12 protein-coding genes are annotated in these 16,555 nt (G+C 42.2%); 4 read left to right on the forward strand and 8 right to left on the reverse strand.

The genetic code is table 11. The features are described 5' to 3' along the window. The 5 genes from CAL7507_RS28220 to CAL7507_RS28240 all read right to left on the reverse strand — a co-directional run bounded on the left by CAL7507_RS28220 (position 1) and on the right by CAL7507_RS28240 (position 6,380). Entirely contained in the window at positions 1-879 is an 879-nt protein-coding gene (locus CAL7507_RS28220) for an NAD(P)-dependent oxidoreductase (RefSeq protein WP_015131900.1), read from the reverse strand. A 300-nt stretch (positions 880-1,179) separates the two neighbouring features. After that, positions 1,180-2,418, reverse strand: a complete 1,239-nt coding sequence (locus CAL7507_RS28225; protein WP_015131902.1) for a class I SAM-dependent methyltransferase — start codon at positions 2,416-2,418, stop codon at positions 1,180-1,182. Positions 2,419-2,645: 227 nt separating this feature from the next. Beyond that, the gene (locus CAL7507_RS28230; protein WP_015131903.1) at positions 2,646-4,205 is read right to left on the reverse strand and encodes a metallophosphoesterase; all 1,560 of its coding nucleotides are present in this window, start codon (positions 4,203-4,205) and stop codon (positions 2,646-2,648) included. A gap of 6 nt (positions 4,206-4,211) precedes the next feature. Further along, positions 4,212-4,520 carry a hypothetical protein gene (locus CAL7507_RS28235; RefSeq protein ID WP_015131904.1) on the reverse strand — a complete coding sequence of 103 codons (309 nt, stop codon included), beginning with the start codon at positions 4,518-4,520 and terminating at the stop codon, positions 4,212-4,214. A 39-nt stretch (positions 4,521-4,559) separates the two neighbouring features. Further along, positions 4,560-6,380 (reverse strand): ABC transporter ATP-binding protein, encoded by a 1,821-nt coding sequence (locus CAL7507_RS28240; protein ID WP_015131905.1) that lies wholly within the window; start codon positions 6,378-6,380, stop codon positions 4,560-4,562. 1,151 nt (positions 6,381-7,531) lie between these two features. Here CAL7507_RS28240 and CAL7507_RS28245 point away from each other — a divergent pair. The 4 genes from CAL7507_RS28245 (at position 7,532) to CAL7507_RS28260 (ending at position 12,442) form a co-directional block, all read left to right on the forward strand. Continuing rightward, the gene (locus tag CAL7507_RS28245) at positions 7,532-8,674 is read left to right on the forward strand and encodes a hypothetical protein (protein ID WP_015131906.1); all 1,143 of its coding nucleotides are present in this window, start codon (positions 7,532-7,534) and stop codon (positions 8,672-8,674) included. A 276-nt stretch (positions 8,675-8,950) separates the two neighbouring features. Next, positions 8,951-9,796, forward strand: a complete 846-nt coding sequence (locus CAL7507_RS28250) for an alpha/beta fold hydrolase (RefSeq protein WP_015131907.1) — start codon at positions 8,951-8,953, stop codon at positions 9,794-9,796. A 48-nt stretch (positions 9,797-9,844) separates the two neighbouring features. Continuing rightward, positions 9,845-11,506, forward strand: a complete 1,662-nt coding sequence (locus CAL7507_RS28255; RefSeq protein ID WP_015131908.1) for a serine/threonine-protein kinase — start codon at positions 9,845-9,847, stop codon at positions 11,504-11,506. A gap of 66 nt (positions 11,507-11,572) precedes the next feature. Continuing rightward, positions 11,573-12,442 carry a hypothetical protein gene (locus CAL7507_RS28260; RefSeq protein ID WP_015131909.1) on the forward strand — a complete coding sequence of 290 codons (870 nt, stop codon included), beginning with the start codon at positions 11,573-11,575 and terminating at the stop codon, positions 12,440-12,442. 270 nt (positions 12,443-12,712) lie between these two features. On the opposite strand, the gene CAL7507_RS28265 is transcribed toward CAL7507_RS28260, so the two are convergent. From CAL7507_RS28265 to CAL7507_RS28275, 3 genes are all read right to left on the reverse strand, one after another. Next, a complete protein-coding gene (locus CAL7507_RS28265; RefSeq protein WP_015131910.1) occupies positions 12,713-13,501 on the reverse strand; it encodes an ABC-2 family transporter protein in 789 nt (262 codons plus the stop codon). 148 nt (positions 13,502-13,649) lie between these two features. Continuing rightward, entirely contained in the window at positions 13,650-14,630 is a 981-nt protein-coding gene (locus CAL7507_RS28270) for an ATP-binding cassette domain-containing protein (protein WP_015131911.1), read from the reverse strand. A gap of 255 nt (positions 14,631-14,885) precedes the next feature. Further along, a complete protein-coding gene (locus CAL7507_RS28275; RefSeq protein WP_015131912.1) occupies positions 14,886-16,532 on the reverse strand; it encodes an AarF/ABC1/UbiB kinase family protein in 1,647 nt (548 codons plus the stop codon). Between the last annotated feature and the right edge of the window lie 23 nt (positions 16,533-16,555).

Raw genomic sequence — 16,555 nt, forward strand, 5'->3', positions numbered from 1 at the left:
TCATTCCCATCTGCCTTCTTCCCAGGCTTTAATGGCATAAAATACCGACGAGTAATCATCGTTAGCAAACGACATTTTCATCGCTGCTTGCAATATTTGCCTGACACCTTTAATACTACTGACATCTAAATCGGCTGATTTGGCTTCAGAAATAAATAAATCTGTATCTTTCAACAAGTGTTTAGTAGGAAAGTTCGGATTAGCAAAATTGCCATCTAACATGCGGGATAGCTTTTTGTCAAAGGTAGGAGCATAAAGCGCACTTTCCCGCAGAATTTCCATAAACACTTCTGGGTTGATATCTTGACGCTGGATAAAAGCCAGACTGAGAGCAAAGCTGGTGGTGAGAGATGCAATGAGTTGATTTAGTGCTAATTTTAGAGCTGCTGCCGAGCCTACAGAGCCGATAAGTCTGGGTTCTGGTCCAAAATACTGTAGCAACCTAAAGTGGCGGTGAAATTGTGTTTCTTGAGCGCCTACCATCACAATTAAGTTGCCAGTTTCTGCTTCGGGAATGCTTCCCAACACAGGGGCTTCTATATATTCACCACCTGCGGCGACAACTGCATCTCTAATTTCTTGGCTTTCTGTGGGTGTAATTGTCCCCATTTGGATTACGGTACGTCCTGACAGAGTCCGCCAAGAAGTATCAGAAAGCAACACACTATAGATAGCAGCAACATTAGTCAGCATAAGAATTATGCAATCAGCTGCACGAATTGCATGGCGGGGATGTGTCGCAATTTCTGCACCATCTGCTTGTAGTGGTGCTAATTTTTCTGGGGTGCGGTTGTAAGCAATTAACTCTATATTTGCTGCTAACAACCTTTGCGCCATCGGTAGACCCATCAGTCCAGTTCCCAGAAATGCCACCTTCATGTTTACGTTCCTTTAATACAGCGTAGGCGTAGCCCATCGTAGACATCGCGTTTCTATTATCAGTGAACAGCTAACTGATAACTGATAACTGTTCACTGTTCACTGTTTGGTGATTAGCCACCTGCGGCAAAAGTTGCCATAATCACGACTGACAGTAAGATACCAGGGGTGAGTAATGTTGCTAGCATTAACAGGTCGTGGGTGTTCATGATTGTTACTTGCAGAGTAGTTTTTGATCACTGTAATCACTGTTATGCTAGTCCATTGACACTAACGCTGCCTTAATAGAGTTTTAACTTTTTACTCTGGCACAGTTAATCCTTTGAGGGTTTGAGATATTTCTCTGTCTTTCAATCCTTTGCTTTGAACTAGGACACCAAAGCCGCCTAAGCCGGATGGGTCAATTAACTGGTGTAGTGTTTCCCGGCGCTGTAGCAACTGAGAGAGGGATTGTTGTTGATGAGAGAGGGCGGCAATTCTGTCGCCTAAACCCAAAACCATCAAAAATAAGCCCTGTTGTGTAAAACCAGCTTGATTTAAACCGCAGCGATCGCCCCATTTCTCCAATGCCGTAAAATCAACGTGGGCTGTAATATCTTGCCGCCCGATGTTGATATAAGGGTTATTGTGGTGGCGATGGTGGTAGTAGCACTGCAATGTTCCCTGCGATCGCCTGGGATTATAATAACGACTAGCAGGGTAGCCATAATCAATTGTTAACACATACCCGCGTTGCAAGCGGTCTGCTACTATACTCAACCAGTCTAAAGCCGCTAAATTAATTTCACTGCGATAACCATCTTCGTAGACCTTTTGGGTCAAATCAATCCCGACTAAATTGAAATACTCAGCCAATTTAGGTGTAGACGCTTCCCCTGTCACCTCCATGAAGAAGCAGGGAGCAGGGGGCGGGGAGCAGGGGGAAATTTCCTCAGTTCTATCCCCCTTGCTTCCTACTCCCTGTTCCCTCTCCTCCTCTCCCCGCACGGTTACATAAACTTCTCGCAGTTCCCCAGCCTCTAAAATAAACTGATGCACTGGCAAAGCATCTACTAATTCGTTAGAAAAAAAGCAACCAATAATTGAGTTAGGTGCTATGTCTTCAAGATTGCACCAATCTACAGGGAAATCTTGCAAACGTTGTTGTTGTTCTTGCTTTAAAGACGGAGATTTCTCTACAATCACATACTTTAAAATGGCAAAAAAATCTGGATAATGCTGCTGATGGTATTCAAGGATATGGGTTGCTAGCAGTCCTTGACCTGCTCCCATTTCTACCAAATAAAAGGGTGCAGGTTGCCCCAAAATTTCCCACATTTGGATAAATTGTACCGCTAATAACTCACCAAAATCAGCGCCGAGGTGAACAGAAGTGAAGAAATCGCCACCTTTTAGCCCCAATTTAACCGCGCTGGAATAGTAACCATGTTCAGGGTGATATAGCGCCATATCCATGTATTCAGCAAAAGTAATTCGCTGTTGGGGACTCTTGGCGATTTGGTTCGCTATAGCTAAACACAGTGCTGGATTGAAATCCATAAACTTTTAGATTTGATACCAATTAAAAACAAGAATGCGATAGATGGAATGAGCAGAAGCTGAGAGGATTTTTGAAAAGTCTCCTTCTATGTCATGCTGAGGAACGAAGCATCTTACCCGCTACGGCAATATGTGAGCTTTTAAAACTATGTTCTCAAAATAGATGTGGTTTAGATCCTGATTTTACTTTCCAGAGATTGACAAAAGTAAAATTAGTCCTGACTACTTTAAATCATAAAAGGCTCCATCTCGTAACTGTGCCACTGTTGCTCTAGACGCTCTGCAATCAATGGTCTAACGATAAACTTGGGTGGGATACCGTCTTGAACATCAATCCGCACACATGAGTAAGGTAATCGCTTGTGTAAATTAAAGCCATTGCGACCTACATAAAGCCTTGAATCTGCTACTTTCCGGGGAATGTTACTAAAATTCTCCAGCAATTCCGCCCCCTCTGGGCGTTGACGGCGGGGACGACGACCACTGCCACCAGAGATAATGCAATTGATATTAGAGTCGGCATATCCTGTATTCACTGTGCGGAGATATTCTAGACAGTGGGCGTGACCATTTAAAATTAAATCGACTATTGGCCGCTCTTTAACTAGAAAACCCAGAGTTTCTGCTACCTGTTCCAAAACCCAACGTAGACGGTGGCGCACGGCTAAGGTTTGTGCTTGGTTCCACTTAGTCGCTTCTGTAACATAAGGCGGATGGTGGAAATAAATGATGCGTCCCCTGACTTCGGAGGTATGCCAAGATTCGATAAGTCGGCTGCGTAACCAGTCCAACTGTTCAAAGTCGATAGTAGATGTTTCGTGGGATGCTAGTTGTTTTTCAATATCAATTTTGACTTCGTTGATTTGGTCTAGTTTAGCGCTGAGGTCATCGAGTTGTTCAGCTTCGCTAGGGATATTGGCGTTAAGTTTGTCGCAGGTTGCTAAAATCTGCAATTCTTCTTGTTCGATTTCTTGGCGACGTTTTTGCAGTTCGCGGCGGTTGGTATCGCCTGCTTGGGTTGCAGGTATGGGTGATGGTGTATTAAAGGTATTAGAATCTAGGGCGAAAAAGTCGATACCACCGTAGCGGAATGTGTAATAGCGGTTGGGTAAACGAGTAAATTGTCCCGGTTCGTAACGCAGACAACGCCCTGTGTGAGTTTTAGCGGTGTAGTGGCTATCTAAATGATGTTGTAATTCTTCTGGAGATGCAATTGCTGCCATATAATCTAGAAACGCTCTTGCATAAGCGTCACCTTGATTTGAACCATGCCAGCCAATCTCAAAATCTTTGTAGCGGAAAAGACGGCGTAGTTGCAGTGTGCTGCCTGTAAATAAACGATACATTAATGGCACATCATAATAATCATGATTGCCTAAAACTGGCAGAAACGGTAGATTAAAGGTCATGCGATCGTAGGAAATGCGTTTAGGGTTTTCGCCGCCTACTAAAAACTCGCGGTAAGGTTCGATAAAGTTGGCTGGGTAATATTCGCGAGAACCAACTACATAAATGACATCGCCAGTGTGCAACACAAAACGACACTCATCTTTGTGGGGAAGCATCAGTTCTGCAACTTGTCGTTGGGGATGGTGTCCATAATGGGACTTTGTACCACTATCACCAATGACCATGAAAGAAAATTCGGGATTATCATCAAGGCGATCGCTGATCACCATACTAGTTTGATCAATTCCCCGCTGTAAAATACTTGGGTGCTTCCATCTGACCCTTTCTTGCATCTTTTGAATTTTTTCAGGAATTGTTGGTTCGGATATCAAGTTCATTAGTTATTACTCCTGATTTGGGCATGGGGAATTGGGTAGCAAACTTGAAGTTTCGAGTTCCGAGGTTGAAGTTTCGAGTTCCGAGGTCGAAGTTTCCAGTTCTGAAGCTGAAGTTTCAAGTTCCGAAGCTGAAATTTTGAGTTCCGAGGCTGAAGTTTCGAGTTCTGAAGCTGAAATTTCGAGTTCTGAAGCTGAAATTTCGAGTTCCGAGGCTGAAATTTCAAGTTCCGAGGCTGAAATTTTAAGTTCCAAGGCTGAAATTTCGAGTTCCGAGGCTGAAATTTCAAGTTCCGAGGCTAAAATTTCAAGTTCCAAGGCTAAATAATTATTTTCCCTGTCCCCCTACTCCCTTTCCTACTGATACCCCGCCGCTTGTAACCAAAACAGTTTGGCATAACGTCCCCCAGATGCTAGTAACTCTTTATGATTCCCTTGTTCGACAACTTCGCCACTTTCTATCACTGCAATATTGTCAGCCATGCGGACTGTAGAGAAGCGGTGGGAAATCAAGAATACCATTTGATTTTGAGTATGAGTGCGAAGATGATTGAAAATATCAAACTCAGCTTGAGCATCCATTGCTGATGTTGGCTCATCCAACACTAAAATATCTGCCTGAGTCCGCATAAAAGCACGGGCTAGAGCAATTTTTTGCCACTGTCCCCCAGAAAGTTCTTGTCCGCCTTTGAACCAGCGCCCAAGTTGAGTTTCAAAACTTTGGGGTAATTGCTTAATGAAAGGTTGAGCATTGCCTTTTTCGGCAGCAGTTAACCAACGGCTTCTATCTTCTAGATGTTCTACATCACCAACGCCGATATTCTCTCCGACGGTGAACTGGTAGCGGACAAAGTTCTGAAAAATTACACCTATCCGCCGCCGCAACACATCTACATCCCATTCTTGTAAATCCAAGCCATCTAATAAAATGCGTCCTGAATCTGGGGTATACAGTCGAGTCAGGAGTTTGATTAAAGTCGTCTTACCGGAACCGTTTTCACCGACAATTGCTAATTTTTCTCCGGGTTTTAAATGTAGGGAAATGTTCCTCAATGCAGGCTGGGAACTTCCCGGATAAGTAAAGGATACATCCTCAAACCGGATACCATCTTGAGAATCTAAACCTTGAGTGGCTTGACCCCAAGACTTTGGTACTTTCTCTTCTAGGAAATCATAAAGATTCGATAGATACAAGTTATCTTCGTACATTCCCCCAATAGAAGTTAGGGCTGCGGAGAAGGTAGATTGTCCTTGGCGAAACACGATGAGATACATGGTCATATCCCCCAGAGAAATCTTACCCATCGCTGTTTCTACGACAATCCAGGCGTAGGCGATATAAAAGGCAGCCGTACTGACTAAACTCAGGAGATATCCCCACCAGCCACGCCGTAGCGTCAAGTCGCGGTCTTCACCATACAGTCGTTGAAAAAGTAGGCGATAACGCCCTAGCAACATCTCCCCCAGTTGGTAGAGTTTGACCTCTGTGACAAAATCTTCTCTCGCCAATAAATTTTCTAAGTAGTGCTGTTGACGAGTTTCTGGCGCACGCCAACTAAACAGACGAAAGGCTTCGCCAGCAAATTTTGTTTCAGTGATAAATGCCGGCATTGCTGCTAAAATTAGCACCACCACTGCCCATACAGAAAAATTCACTAGCAAAATGCCGTAGGTAATCAGAGAAAGAGCATTTTGCACTAAACCAAAGGTGCGGGTGACTAAAGATAGGGGACGCACTGAGGCTTCTCGCCGTGCATTGGCTAATTTGTCATAAAATTCCGAGTCTTCAAACTGGGTGAGGTCGAGTGTGAGGGCTTTTTCTAAGATAAGTACATTCACCCGTTGACCAAGTAACGCCCGCAACAATGACTGAGAGATAATCAGTCCTCGCTGACTCCCCGCTAAGAAAGCTACAGCGATCGCTTCTAAGCCAACATACAATAAAGCATGAGAAATATTCCTTGCTGCTCCCGTTGTTGAAGAGACAACTACAGCATCAACAATCAACTTACCAATGTAGGCGATCGCCGCCGGTAACAAACCAGCGATTAAAGTTAAAGTAGCCAGAATAATTGTCAAAGTGCGGCTAGTAGTCCACACCAGGTTAATCGCCCGTCCACTATAACGGAACACTGACAGTGATTTACGCAGGGCTTTTTGTTGCTTTTTGGTCTTCATTATTCTTTTTATAGCGCGGAAATACCCCTAATTGCTCACTGTACCCTCACGCCAATACCCCGCATTTTGGTTTTCAAAGTAAAATGCGTGGATGAACATAAATGACTTCAAAGACTAAGAAAATGGGCATCTCAACAATGGGGACAAGTAGAATAACGAGATGCTAGACGCAACCAACAAGCAACTCAGATTAGGCAGGTGATGACAGCAATCATCCAAATGCAAGTCTGCAAGAAAAAATGGAGCGCTAACTATCGTGGTGATTGCAATTCCACACACATCTGTACTAAAGTATAGAAGCGGGGGTCAACGCGTCAAAGAGAGTCCGCAAGCCTGTTGAAAATTTGTAGCCAGTAAAGCGACTCAAAAAAATTGAAAAGGCAACCTGTGTAAGCATCAGCCCTTTTCTATTATGGGGAATTTTAGTTTAATCTCAGCACATTTGCTCACCTCAGTTTATCCGTTTTTTGGCTTAACTGAAACATATTAACTTGACAAGATGCTGTGTTAGTTGAGTAAGTCCTGTTAAAGCTCAATCTCATAAAATCTCGTTGCTGCCACAAGAACTATCTAACCCATATGTTTCCTGAACTGATGAAATTTATTACTACCTCATCTCCCGCTAGTAAATACTCATCTTCGGGACAGAACCTAAGTAAAACATCACAAAAGTAGCAGTAATACCCTGCGGTAAGCCTTCAACTACATGAATTACCGCTACTCAATAATTAGGTCTTTGGTTACATCCTGCGTAAGTCTTAATAATTAAGATTAAAGTCAGTTACACTCATGCGCGCTAATTCTTAGCTCTTCAATTTGATGCTTGGGTACTTATTTGGGCTGACGTTTTTTCTTGATTATTTCCACTGAGAGTTAAATCCGTTTTAGGCAACTTCTGATGCTACTTGTTGCCTGACATCCTGTAGAAGCAACGCGAAAAAGTAAGGTGCTGAAATCGGCAATGCAAATAGCCTATTTCAGTGTGCGTATGCATAAACTGCCGCAGATATCGCAACGACGATATCTAGGTTTGTTGAGAATTAAAGCCCAATCTTACAAAATCGCGTTACTTCCTTGCCGATATGCCATACATCACATCGGACGTGACAACTTTCTTAGCCTATTGCAATTCAACTCTTGAGGATAGAACAATGAAAATTTCATTACTCTGTGCATTAACTATTTTTTCCGTATTAGGAATATCTCACCAAGCCAAAGCATATAATGCGGAAGCTTGTCTGAAAAACCCGATGGCTAACAAACCTCAAACGATTAACTTACTCCAGCCTATCGACCAAAAAATAGTAGATTGTATTCCTCGATTAGATTCAATTGCTAGTCAATGGCAATCTCAATCACGTAGTATTGCTTCCAAAGTCAATCGGTTCACAATTGGCAATCAGGGTAACACCAGCCTGGAAAAGCTTGAATACAATGTGGTAGGTAATACTATCTATCTTGTTGCAAAGATACGACCTAAACACACTTGGAGCGTAACAATTCCTGCTACAAGAATGCACGTCCCTGTGACCAAGTATAGAGAAGTAAGCTATTGCGTTACTAAGATTATGGGAACATGTATTGGCTTTGAGACTAAGAAAATGCCATATGTAGTCATGGAATTACAAACAGTTACACCAGCAAGCACTGTATCGAAGACTGCATCAGTTACTTGTAATTATGAATATACATTCAACTTGTCAACTAAAGAACGAAAACCTGGTTTTAAATGTGGTCAAGGTTGGACGGGTAATATTAAGCTGGATGCTAGTGCAATTACCTCAATTTTAAATGGAGAAATACCTGGCTTAGGCAGTTTAATAAGTAACGTTGACATGACGCCACCTTTACTTAAGGATGTCACTCGTGATGAGTATACTACAACTAGAGATAACATAATTGCTCAGAATCCCAACTCAATAGTTTACTTTGCTTCCGAGTCCTTTGTGAATTGGGCATCAGTAAAAACCCAAGCAGCCAACGTAATTTTGACTGCCCTTTCTGGTGGAGGATATAGTGCAGAGTTTCTTCGCGAACTTGAAGAAAAATTAAGAACTGAGCTTATGTATATGAGCAATTTCGCCTCTCAGACTGCAATCAATCTAAGCACTAAGCAAATACTCTCAATGATCCAAGAAAGGAAAATACTCAATCTGGATCGTTATACATTTTCTGTAAAGGTAGTAGATACGCCACAAGTGCAGCAGAAATGTGTAGTTAATCGTAGTGAGTGTACTCCTCCAGTCAAGTTGTCGCGTTTAGGTTTTGCTATCATTGCAACACCGAGTAAGTAATAAGGGCAGATGTAGCGGTGCAGTGTAGAAGTTGAATGTTAAATAAATCCTTACAAGGCCAAGCGGTAACTTCTTCCCCATACCCCTAATTCTCATGCCCAAAAACTCCATCCCCTTGTGGCGTGGAGTTTTTCATTGTGATTGAATTGGTCAAGAGTATTCCAAAATCCACACAGGTAGACTTTGTACCTCTAGCCCTACTCTTGGTGAGTGAGAGCTTTCGCAGTACCATATAAGCAAGCGCGAAGCTATCTCTCCACAGATGGATGTACGAGGATGTTTTTACGTCAAACCCTATCAAAACCTGATATCCAACTGTCTTACTTGGAGTGGCATCAAGGTCAAGAACCCTTGCTGTTATTACACGGCTTAGGCGACCATGCCCTTGTCTGGTCTAGCCTGGCGGCATACTTGGCCGTTGATTACCACATCGTCGCCCCAGATATGCGCGGTCACGGTGAAAGCAGCAAGCCAGAATGGGATTATAGTTTTGAGAGTGCGATCGCTGATTTAGAAACACTCATGGATCATCTAGGATGGTCTAGCGCTCACATTGTCAGTCACTCTTGGACAGGTAAATTAGCCGCCATCTGGGCAAAACAAAGCCCCGAACGTCTCCGCAGTGTCATTCTAGTTGATCCCATCTTCATCTGGAAAATGCCCAGTTTCCTGAAAGTGACATTTCCGCTTTTGTATCGCGTCTTGCCTTTTCTCAAAAGCATGGGGCCTTTTGCCAGTTATGAACAAGCCGAACAACAAGCGCGTCAGTTAAGCCAATATCAAGGATGGACGCCCTTACATCAGCAAGTCTTCCAAGCCGGAATTGAGCAAAAACCTGATGGTAGTTGGGGTAGCAAATTTACAATAGCCGCCCGTGATGGAATTTTTGCCGACGTGATGCGGGTTCCCGGCTTGACAACCCCTATTGAAATTCCTACCCTCTTCATCCAGCCAGAAAAAGGTGTCAACCGCCAAGAATGGCAACTCAAACCCTACAAAACCTATCTCAAAAACTTAAGCATCTGCCAAGTCCCCGGCAATCATTGGCCATTTTTGACCCAACCAGAGGCATTTAACCAGACTGTCAAAGCCTTCCTAAAACAGCACAGTCAAAAAAAGTAAAAAGAAATTTGCTCTTTTTATTTTTTACTTTTTACTTTTTACTTAGCTATGAGTATTTGTATTAATCCCGTTTGTCCTCAACCCAACCAATCGGATCAGGATGAAAACCGCTTTTGTCAAAGTTGTGGTTCTCAGTTGGAATTGCAAGGGCGTTATCGGGTGATGCGCTTATTAAGTGAAAATACTGGTTTTAGTAAAGTCTATGAGGTATACGAAAAAGACACGCCAAAAATCCTCAAGGTACTCAAAGAGGATTTATCAGAGGATGCTAAAGCCGTAGAACTATTTCAGCAAGAGGTAGCCGTACTCGCACAACTAAAACATCCTGGCATTCCTCAAGTAGATGGCTACTTTCAATATCAAACCAGAAATGGTTTGGTATTGCACTGCATTGTTATGGAAAAAATCGACGGGCTTAACTTAGAACAATGGTTACAGCAACAAGAGTATAAACCAATCTCCCAAGTGCAAGCTATAGCCTGGTTAAGACAGTTAGTAGAAATTTTGGATTTATTGCATAGTCAGCAATACCTCCATCGTGATATTAAGCCATCTAATATTATGGTTAGATCCCCTCTAGTTCAAGAAGATGGGGAGAATTTGGTGTTAATTGACTTTGGCACTGCTGGTGAAATAACCAGTGGGACAACACCAATTATGTCATCTGGCTATAGTGCAGTAGAACAAATGAGTGGTGAAGCCGTGCCGCAATCAGATTTTTATGCTTTGGGACGCACCTTTGTATTTTTACTGACAGGACGGCATCCTTTGGATATGTGTGATATCCAACAAAATGTTTTGCATTGGCGGAATCATGCCACTCATATCTCACCTTTGCTATTAGATTTAATCGACTGGTTAATGGCATCAGAAATCGATAACCGTCCTGCCAATGCCCAGGAAATTTTACAACATCTAGCGGAAATTACACAACAGCCAACAGCGAATACTGGAGAGTTACCCCCACCAATTAATCAAACTTTATTGCCTCAAAAGAAGCCGCGAAAAAAACTGCCGTTACTGGCATTATTGGCAGCGCTAATTGTATCATTAGGATTAATTATATTAGCGGCTTTCGCTATGCGATCGCTAAAATTTATTCCCACTATAAATTATGGACAATCACCAGCAAGAAAAGGCAAGGTTGATTATTTTTCCTATATAGAAGGTAAGGATAGCAAAGGTAAAATTGCCGAATTTAACATCGCAGTTTTATCAGTAGAATATAAATGGCTTCCAGGCAGTAATTTTCAAATTAAATATAACGATAAAGTTATTAGTCTTGACTTATTAAAGTTGAATTTAGAACAAGAAGGCATACAGAAGATCATGGAAGAACCCAGTGAGATTATTTCTGTAGGTACTGCTTCTTGTGAAGGTAAAATAGCATTTGAACAACGCCGCGCTTTAGAACGCTCTAGACAAGTCAAAAAATTAGCAAAAAAGTTATTTAATAATACATCCAGTGTCAAAAATTATCGTTTATTAAATCTTGGGAGATTTCAGCGGAGTGATTGTCAATCAAACCAAGATTCCACAGCATATCAAAGAAGTATTATGATTATTGGCGTGAGAAAAAAATCAGCTGGTGTGATTCTCGATGAAGCCTTAAGAGATAGGTTAGAGAAAAAGCCTTTTGCTGATTTTAAATTAGAAGATTATTCTTTGGGTTCAGTAGAGAAATTTAAGACCATAACCAGTAATTTGTAGATCAGGCAAGATGAGTGCGATCGCCCCTTTAGCAATTAAACTACTAAAGTGGTCATCTACTCTCCTATGGCTAAAGCAGCAGATATTAGCACCAAGCGATTAATCAGCCTTGCCCCCGAAAACTGGGTAAAATGGGTAACGCAAATTCCCGACATTGTCACCGGAGAAATCATCAACTCCGAATTCCAATGGATTAGCCGGGAAAGCGATGTATTAGTCAAAGCCGTCAGTCCCCAGTATGGCGAATTTCTAGTACTCAACGAGTTACAATTACGCTATAAGCCGGAAATGCCTAAACGAATGCGGGCATACACCGCATTGGCAGAAGAAAAGTTCAATCTGCCTATCTATCCCGTATTGATTAACATCCTCAAAGAAAGTGATGTGGCAATTCCCACACGCTATGAATCAGCATTTGCAGATTTACAGGCGCGTCAAGACTACCGCGTTATCAATCTTTGGGAAGTCGATGTCGAAATAGCATTTACCCAACCTGTTCCCTCGTTGCTTCCCTTTGTGCCTATCCTTAAGGGTGGCGCGGAAGCATCGACAGTACAAAGGGCATTGCAAATGCTCCGCGCCGATGAGCAATTGAGCCAGTTAGAAACCGTTATGGCTTTTTTTGCTACTTTCGTATTAGACAGTGCTTTAGTCAAGCAAATCATGAGGTGGGATATGGCAATATTAAGCGAGTCTCCTTGGTATCAGCAAATTTTGAGAGAGGGCGAACAAAAGGGGGAAAAAAGAGGCATATTGTCAGGTATTGAACAGGCGCTAGAAGTAAAATTTGGCACTGAGGGATTGCAAATGATGTCAGAAATCTCTCAAATTGCCGATTTGGAGCAATTAAAGGCGATTCAACGAGGTGTTCTGACACTTAATACTGTAGAAGAATTGCAGGAACTCTTCCAGAGCATTCAAACTGCCTCAAGTTAGCCAAATCATGGAGCGTGAAAAGATTTAAATTGAAATTTTGAATTACTCACCAAGCCCTTCTTCTGTGGAGAGGCTGCGCCAATTAACAGGCAATAGGGTTAATTATAGGGATTTGCCTATTGCCTTTTAACAGTGAACAGTGAACAGTAAACAGTTATCAATTAAATACGAAGAGTCTAAATCCCCCACCAACTGATGGAAGACGTTAGGGCGGGTTTAAACCTACGCCTATACGCCTATACGCCTGATAACTGATAACTGATAACAGTTTTAAGCTCCCATCCCAGAATAGCGCTTCAATCCTACACGCCACAACCAGCGATTTACACCTAAAAACAGCAATATCCACCCCAACATTGACCAAAATCCCCGCCCTAAATCTACAGGTAGTCCCACCAAAATGCTGACAGGAAAATCAACTAAATAGGGAAAGGGTGTCAACATAACTATTTCCCTCACAGATTCGGGAAATACCTCTAAAGGTGCAATCAATCCAGATAAAAATAAATAAAACAACATCCAAAGATTTTCCAAAGCACTAGCCCGTTCTGTCCAAAAGGCTAACATAGCAAAAGTATACTGAATAATAAATCGCAAAATAAAAGCCATTGATACTGCCAATATAAACAAGAAAAAATTCCCTAATTTCGGCAACCAAAAAGCTTGGGGATAAAGAATAAAAAATAGTACAACTAATATCAGCGCAAACTGTATCCGAGCAAATCTGTCAGCCACATGGGATGCAACATGATGCCATACAGGATCAAGTGGTTGTAATAATCTTGGTGAAAGCTTACCTTCTACTATCTCTCTTTCAAAATCCCAAATTACCCAAACAGCGGTAAATTGCCTAACAAGAAACACTGCCAGAAAATAACGGGCAAAATCTACAGGTGTCAAACCGAAGTTTCCACCTTGCGCCGCCTGCATCCAGACACCCATAAAGATAATAGGTATAGAACCAGACAAAACCCATAAAATCATTTCTGCTCTATATTCCAGCGTATAGGCGTAGTACACCGAAAGCAAAGTTAAGGCTTTTCTGATAATCTGCTTCATTAAATCTCTTGCATCAGTTCGTTTAAATTACGTAGGGTGGGCAGTAACCACCAAAACCAGGACTACAGATAATTAAAATTTTTCGGTAATCATTATACGATTACTGTATATTCTCTTGGGTAACTCAAAATTTAGCACTCAGCACTCACTAGACAACCCCTGCCTGAAAAACCTTTCCAATCACCTCTTCTACAGGCGGCTCGGTGACTTTTAAATCAATTACTTCTAAATCCGCCAAAATCTGAGAAACTGTGCGTGTCAGCGCTTCTTGCGGCACTAAAAAACGCACTGTCCGCCCTTCTAATAGTTGCACATCACCGTAGGACAGAAGTTTTTCTTTGGGCAAACATTGGGCTAACTCCACATGAATTTCTCGGTAAGGTGCGAAGCGTTCCAACAGTCCATCTAAGCTGCCATCGTACATCAGCTTTCCCTGGTGAATCAACAGCACCCTTTGACATAAAGCTGTGATATCAGCCATGTAATGGCTAGTCAATAGCACTGTCGCCTGATAACGCTGATTGTAATCGCGCAGAAAATCGCGTACTCCCACTTGAGCATTCACATCTAATCCTAAAGTCGGTTCATCAAGAAACAAAACTTGGGGACGGTGTAAAAGTGCTGCTAAAAGTTCTGCCTTCATCCGCTCACCCAAAGACAGTTTTCGCACTGGTTGGGTAAGTTTACCTTCTAATGCCAGCATTTCAGTTAATTCTCCTACTCGTCGCTGAAATTCTTTATCAGAAATGTTGTAGACAGCGGCGTTAATTTTCAAAGAATCTAAGGCTGGTAAGTCCCAAATCATTTGCTGTTTTTGCCCCATCACCAAGGTGATTTTTTGCAGAAATGCCTCTTGGCGACGAAACGGTATTTGTCCAGCTACTTTAACTTTACCGCTAGAAGGATGAATCAGTCCAGTGAGCATTTTCAGTGTAGTGGTTTTGCCGGCACCATTAGGCCCCAAAAACCCTACAATTTCACCTGAAGCAATTTCAAAGGAGACATCTTGAACTGCTTTAATTGAACGGTAAGTGCGGCGAAAAAAGTGGGTAATTGTCCCTTTAATACCCGGTTCTTTTATAGCCACCGGATAAAATTTGCTCAGGTTCTCCGCCACAATTATCGACATAAGATGCTTTCAATTAAAATTATAGATAATCATGACATTAACACAGATAAATTATCTGTGCTTATCTCATGTTTATCTGTGGTTTAAAATTAATTATATAGGACTAGTGTTTGATTTTTGAAATACAAGTAGGGTGGGCATTGCCCACCGTATCATAATGTTGGTGGGCAATGCCCACCCTACAAATACTGAGATTTTTTCAATAATCAGATCGGATTGTTATGGACTCTTAGGCCCATGATCAAAATAGACATTTTATTTCAAACGTCCAGAGCGTAAAATACTAATAATTAACCACAACCCCAATAGACTAGCGGCGGCAAAAAGAATACTACTGATAAAAGATAGTTGAGTAGTTTGTGCATTATTAGAAATAATTGCTGCACCCATAATCAGTGAACCCACCAAGATGCTGAAAGATAGGCGGTTGGCGGCATCGTCCATAGTGCGCCGCACGCCATCTAAACCATGTAGTGATAAATTCCACTGTAGGGTTTCTGAGGTGACTCGGTCTAATAATAGTTCAATTTGACGGGGAGATTGGAGTGAGAGACTTTTGATATCTAGTGCTGTTCTTAAGAGCGATCGCACAGGATTATCTCCTAAAAGCTGGCGACGAAACAAGTCTGTGATTAATGGCTTGATTTCATCGAACAAATTCACCTCTGGGTTAAATGTCCGCGCCACCCCCTCTAAGTTAGCCAAGGTTTTGGCATATAAGCCCATGTTGCCAGGTAAGCGAATTTTATTGTTGCGGGCGACTTGTAAAATTTCGTAAATTATCTGACTAAAATTAATCTCAGTCAGGTTGACATTATAATACTTCCGTAGCATCCGTTCATAATCATTTTCCAACCGAGATAAAATTACTGGTTGATTAGAATCCGCAAGCTGTAACGTTAACTGGGCACATCGTCCCGCATCTAAATCAACGATCGCCAACAACATTTCTGTTAATATCTGCTGGGTACGGGGATCAAGTCTTCCCACCATGCCACAGTCTAAGAGTGCAACCCGTCCATCATGAAGATAAAATAAATTCCCCGGATGAGGATCAGCGTGAAAAAACCCATCTATATATAGTTGTTGAAAAAATGCCCGAAATAGCAAAGTGGTAATGGCATTACGTTCTATAACATTATCTTGACTGCCGTTTTGATGGCTCAACTTTGCCGACAAAATGGGCACACCGTCTAGCCATTCCATCACCATTAATTTTTCAGTAGTCAAATCCCAGTTGATTTGAGCAACGACAATTTGTTGCGGATCAAACCAGCGACTAGTGGATAAGTTGCGCCGTAGCTGGTCTGTAAAACCTGCTTCTAGGGTAAAATCTAATTCAGCCTCTAGAGCTTTGGTGAATTCTTGAGCGATCGCTTTAATTTCATAAGTCTGCCCAAAATCAGTCCGCGCCACTAAATCAGCAATCCCTTGAATTAAAGCAATATCTTGAGCAATTGTAATATCAATCCCCGGACGTTGTACCTTCAGCGCTACCTCTTGACCGTTAATTAATGTAGCGCGATGCGTCTGAGCAATTGATCCCGCTGCTACCGGAACGTGATTAATGGTGGTGAAGGTTTCTTCTAGAGGTCTTTTTAGCTGTTTGCGGATGACTACTTCTATTTCTGCCCAGGGAACTTGTGGTACTTCATCTTGGAGAGTTGACAGTTCCTCAATGTAGGCGGCGCTGAGTAAATCTGGACGGGTAGAGAGTAGCTGACCAAGTTTCACATAAACTGGCCCCAAATCCACCAAAATATTTTTTAAAACTGCAGGTGTAGGTAATTGCGGTTCATCAGCTTTACCACCAGTCAGCAGCCTTCGCATATAGTCCCAGCCATTGCGGAGGACTACTTCGATAATTTCTCGTTGACGGGGAACTGTTTGGGTGAGGAACATTATGATTGGGGACTGGGGAATGG

Source organism: Calothrix sp. PCC 7507 (assembly GCF_000316575.1).
GTDB lineage: Bacteria > Cyanobacteriota > Cyanobacteriia > Cyanobacteriales > Nostocaceae > Fortiea.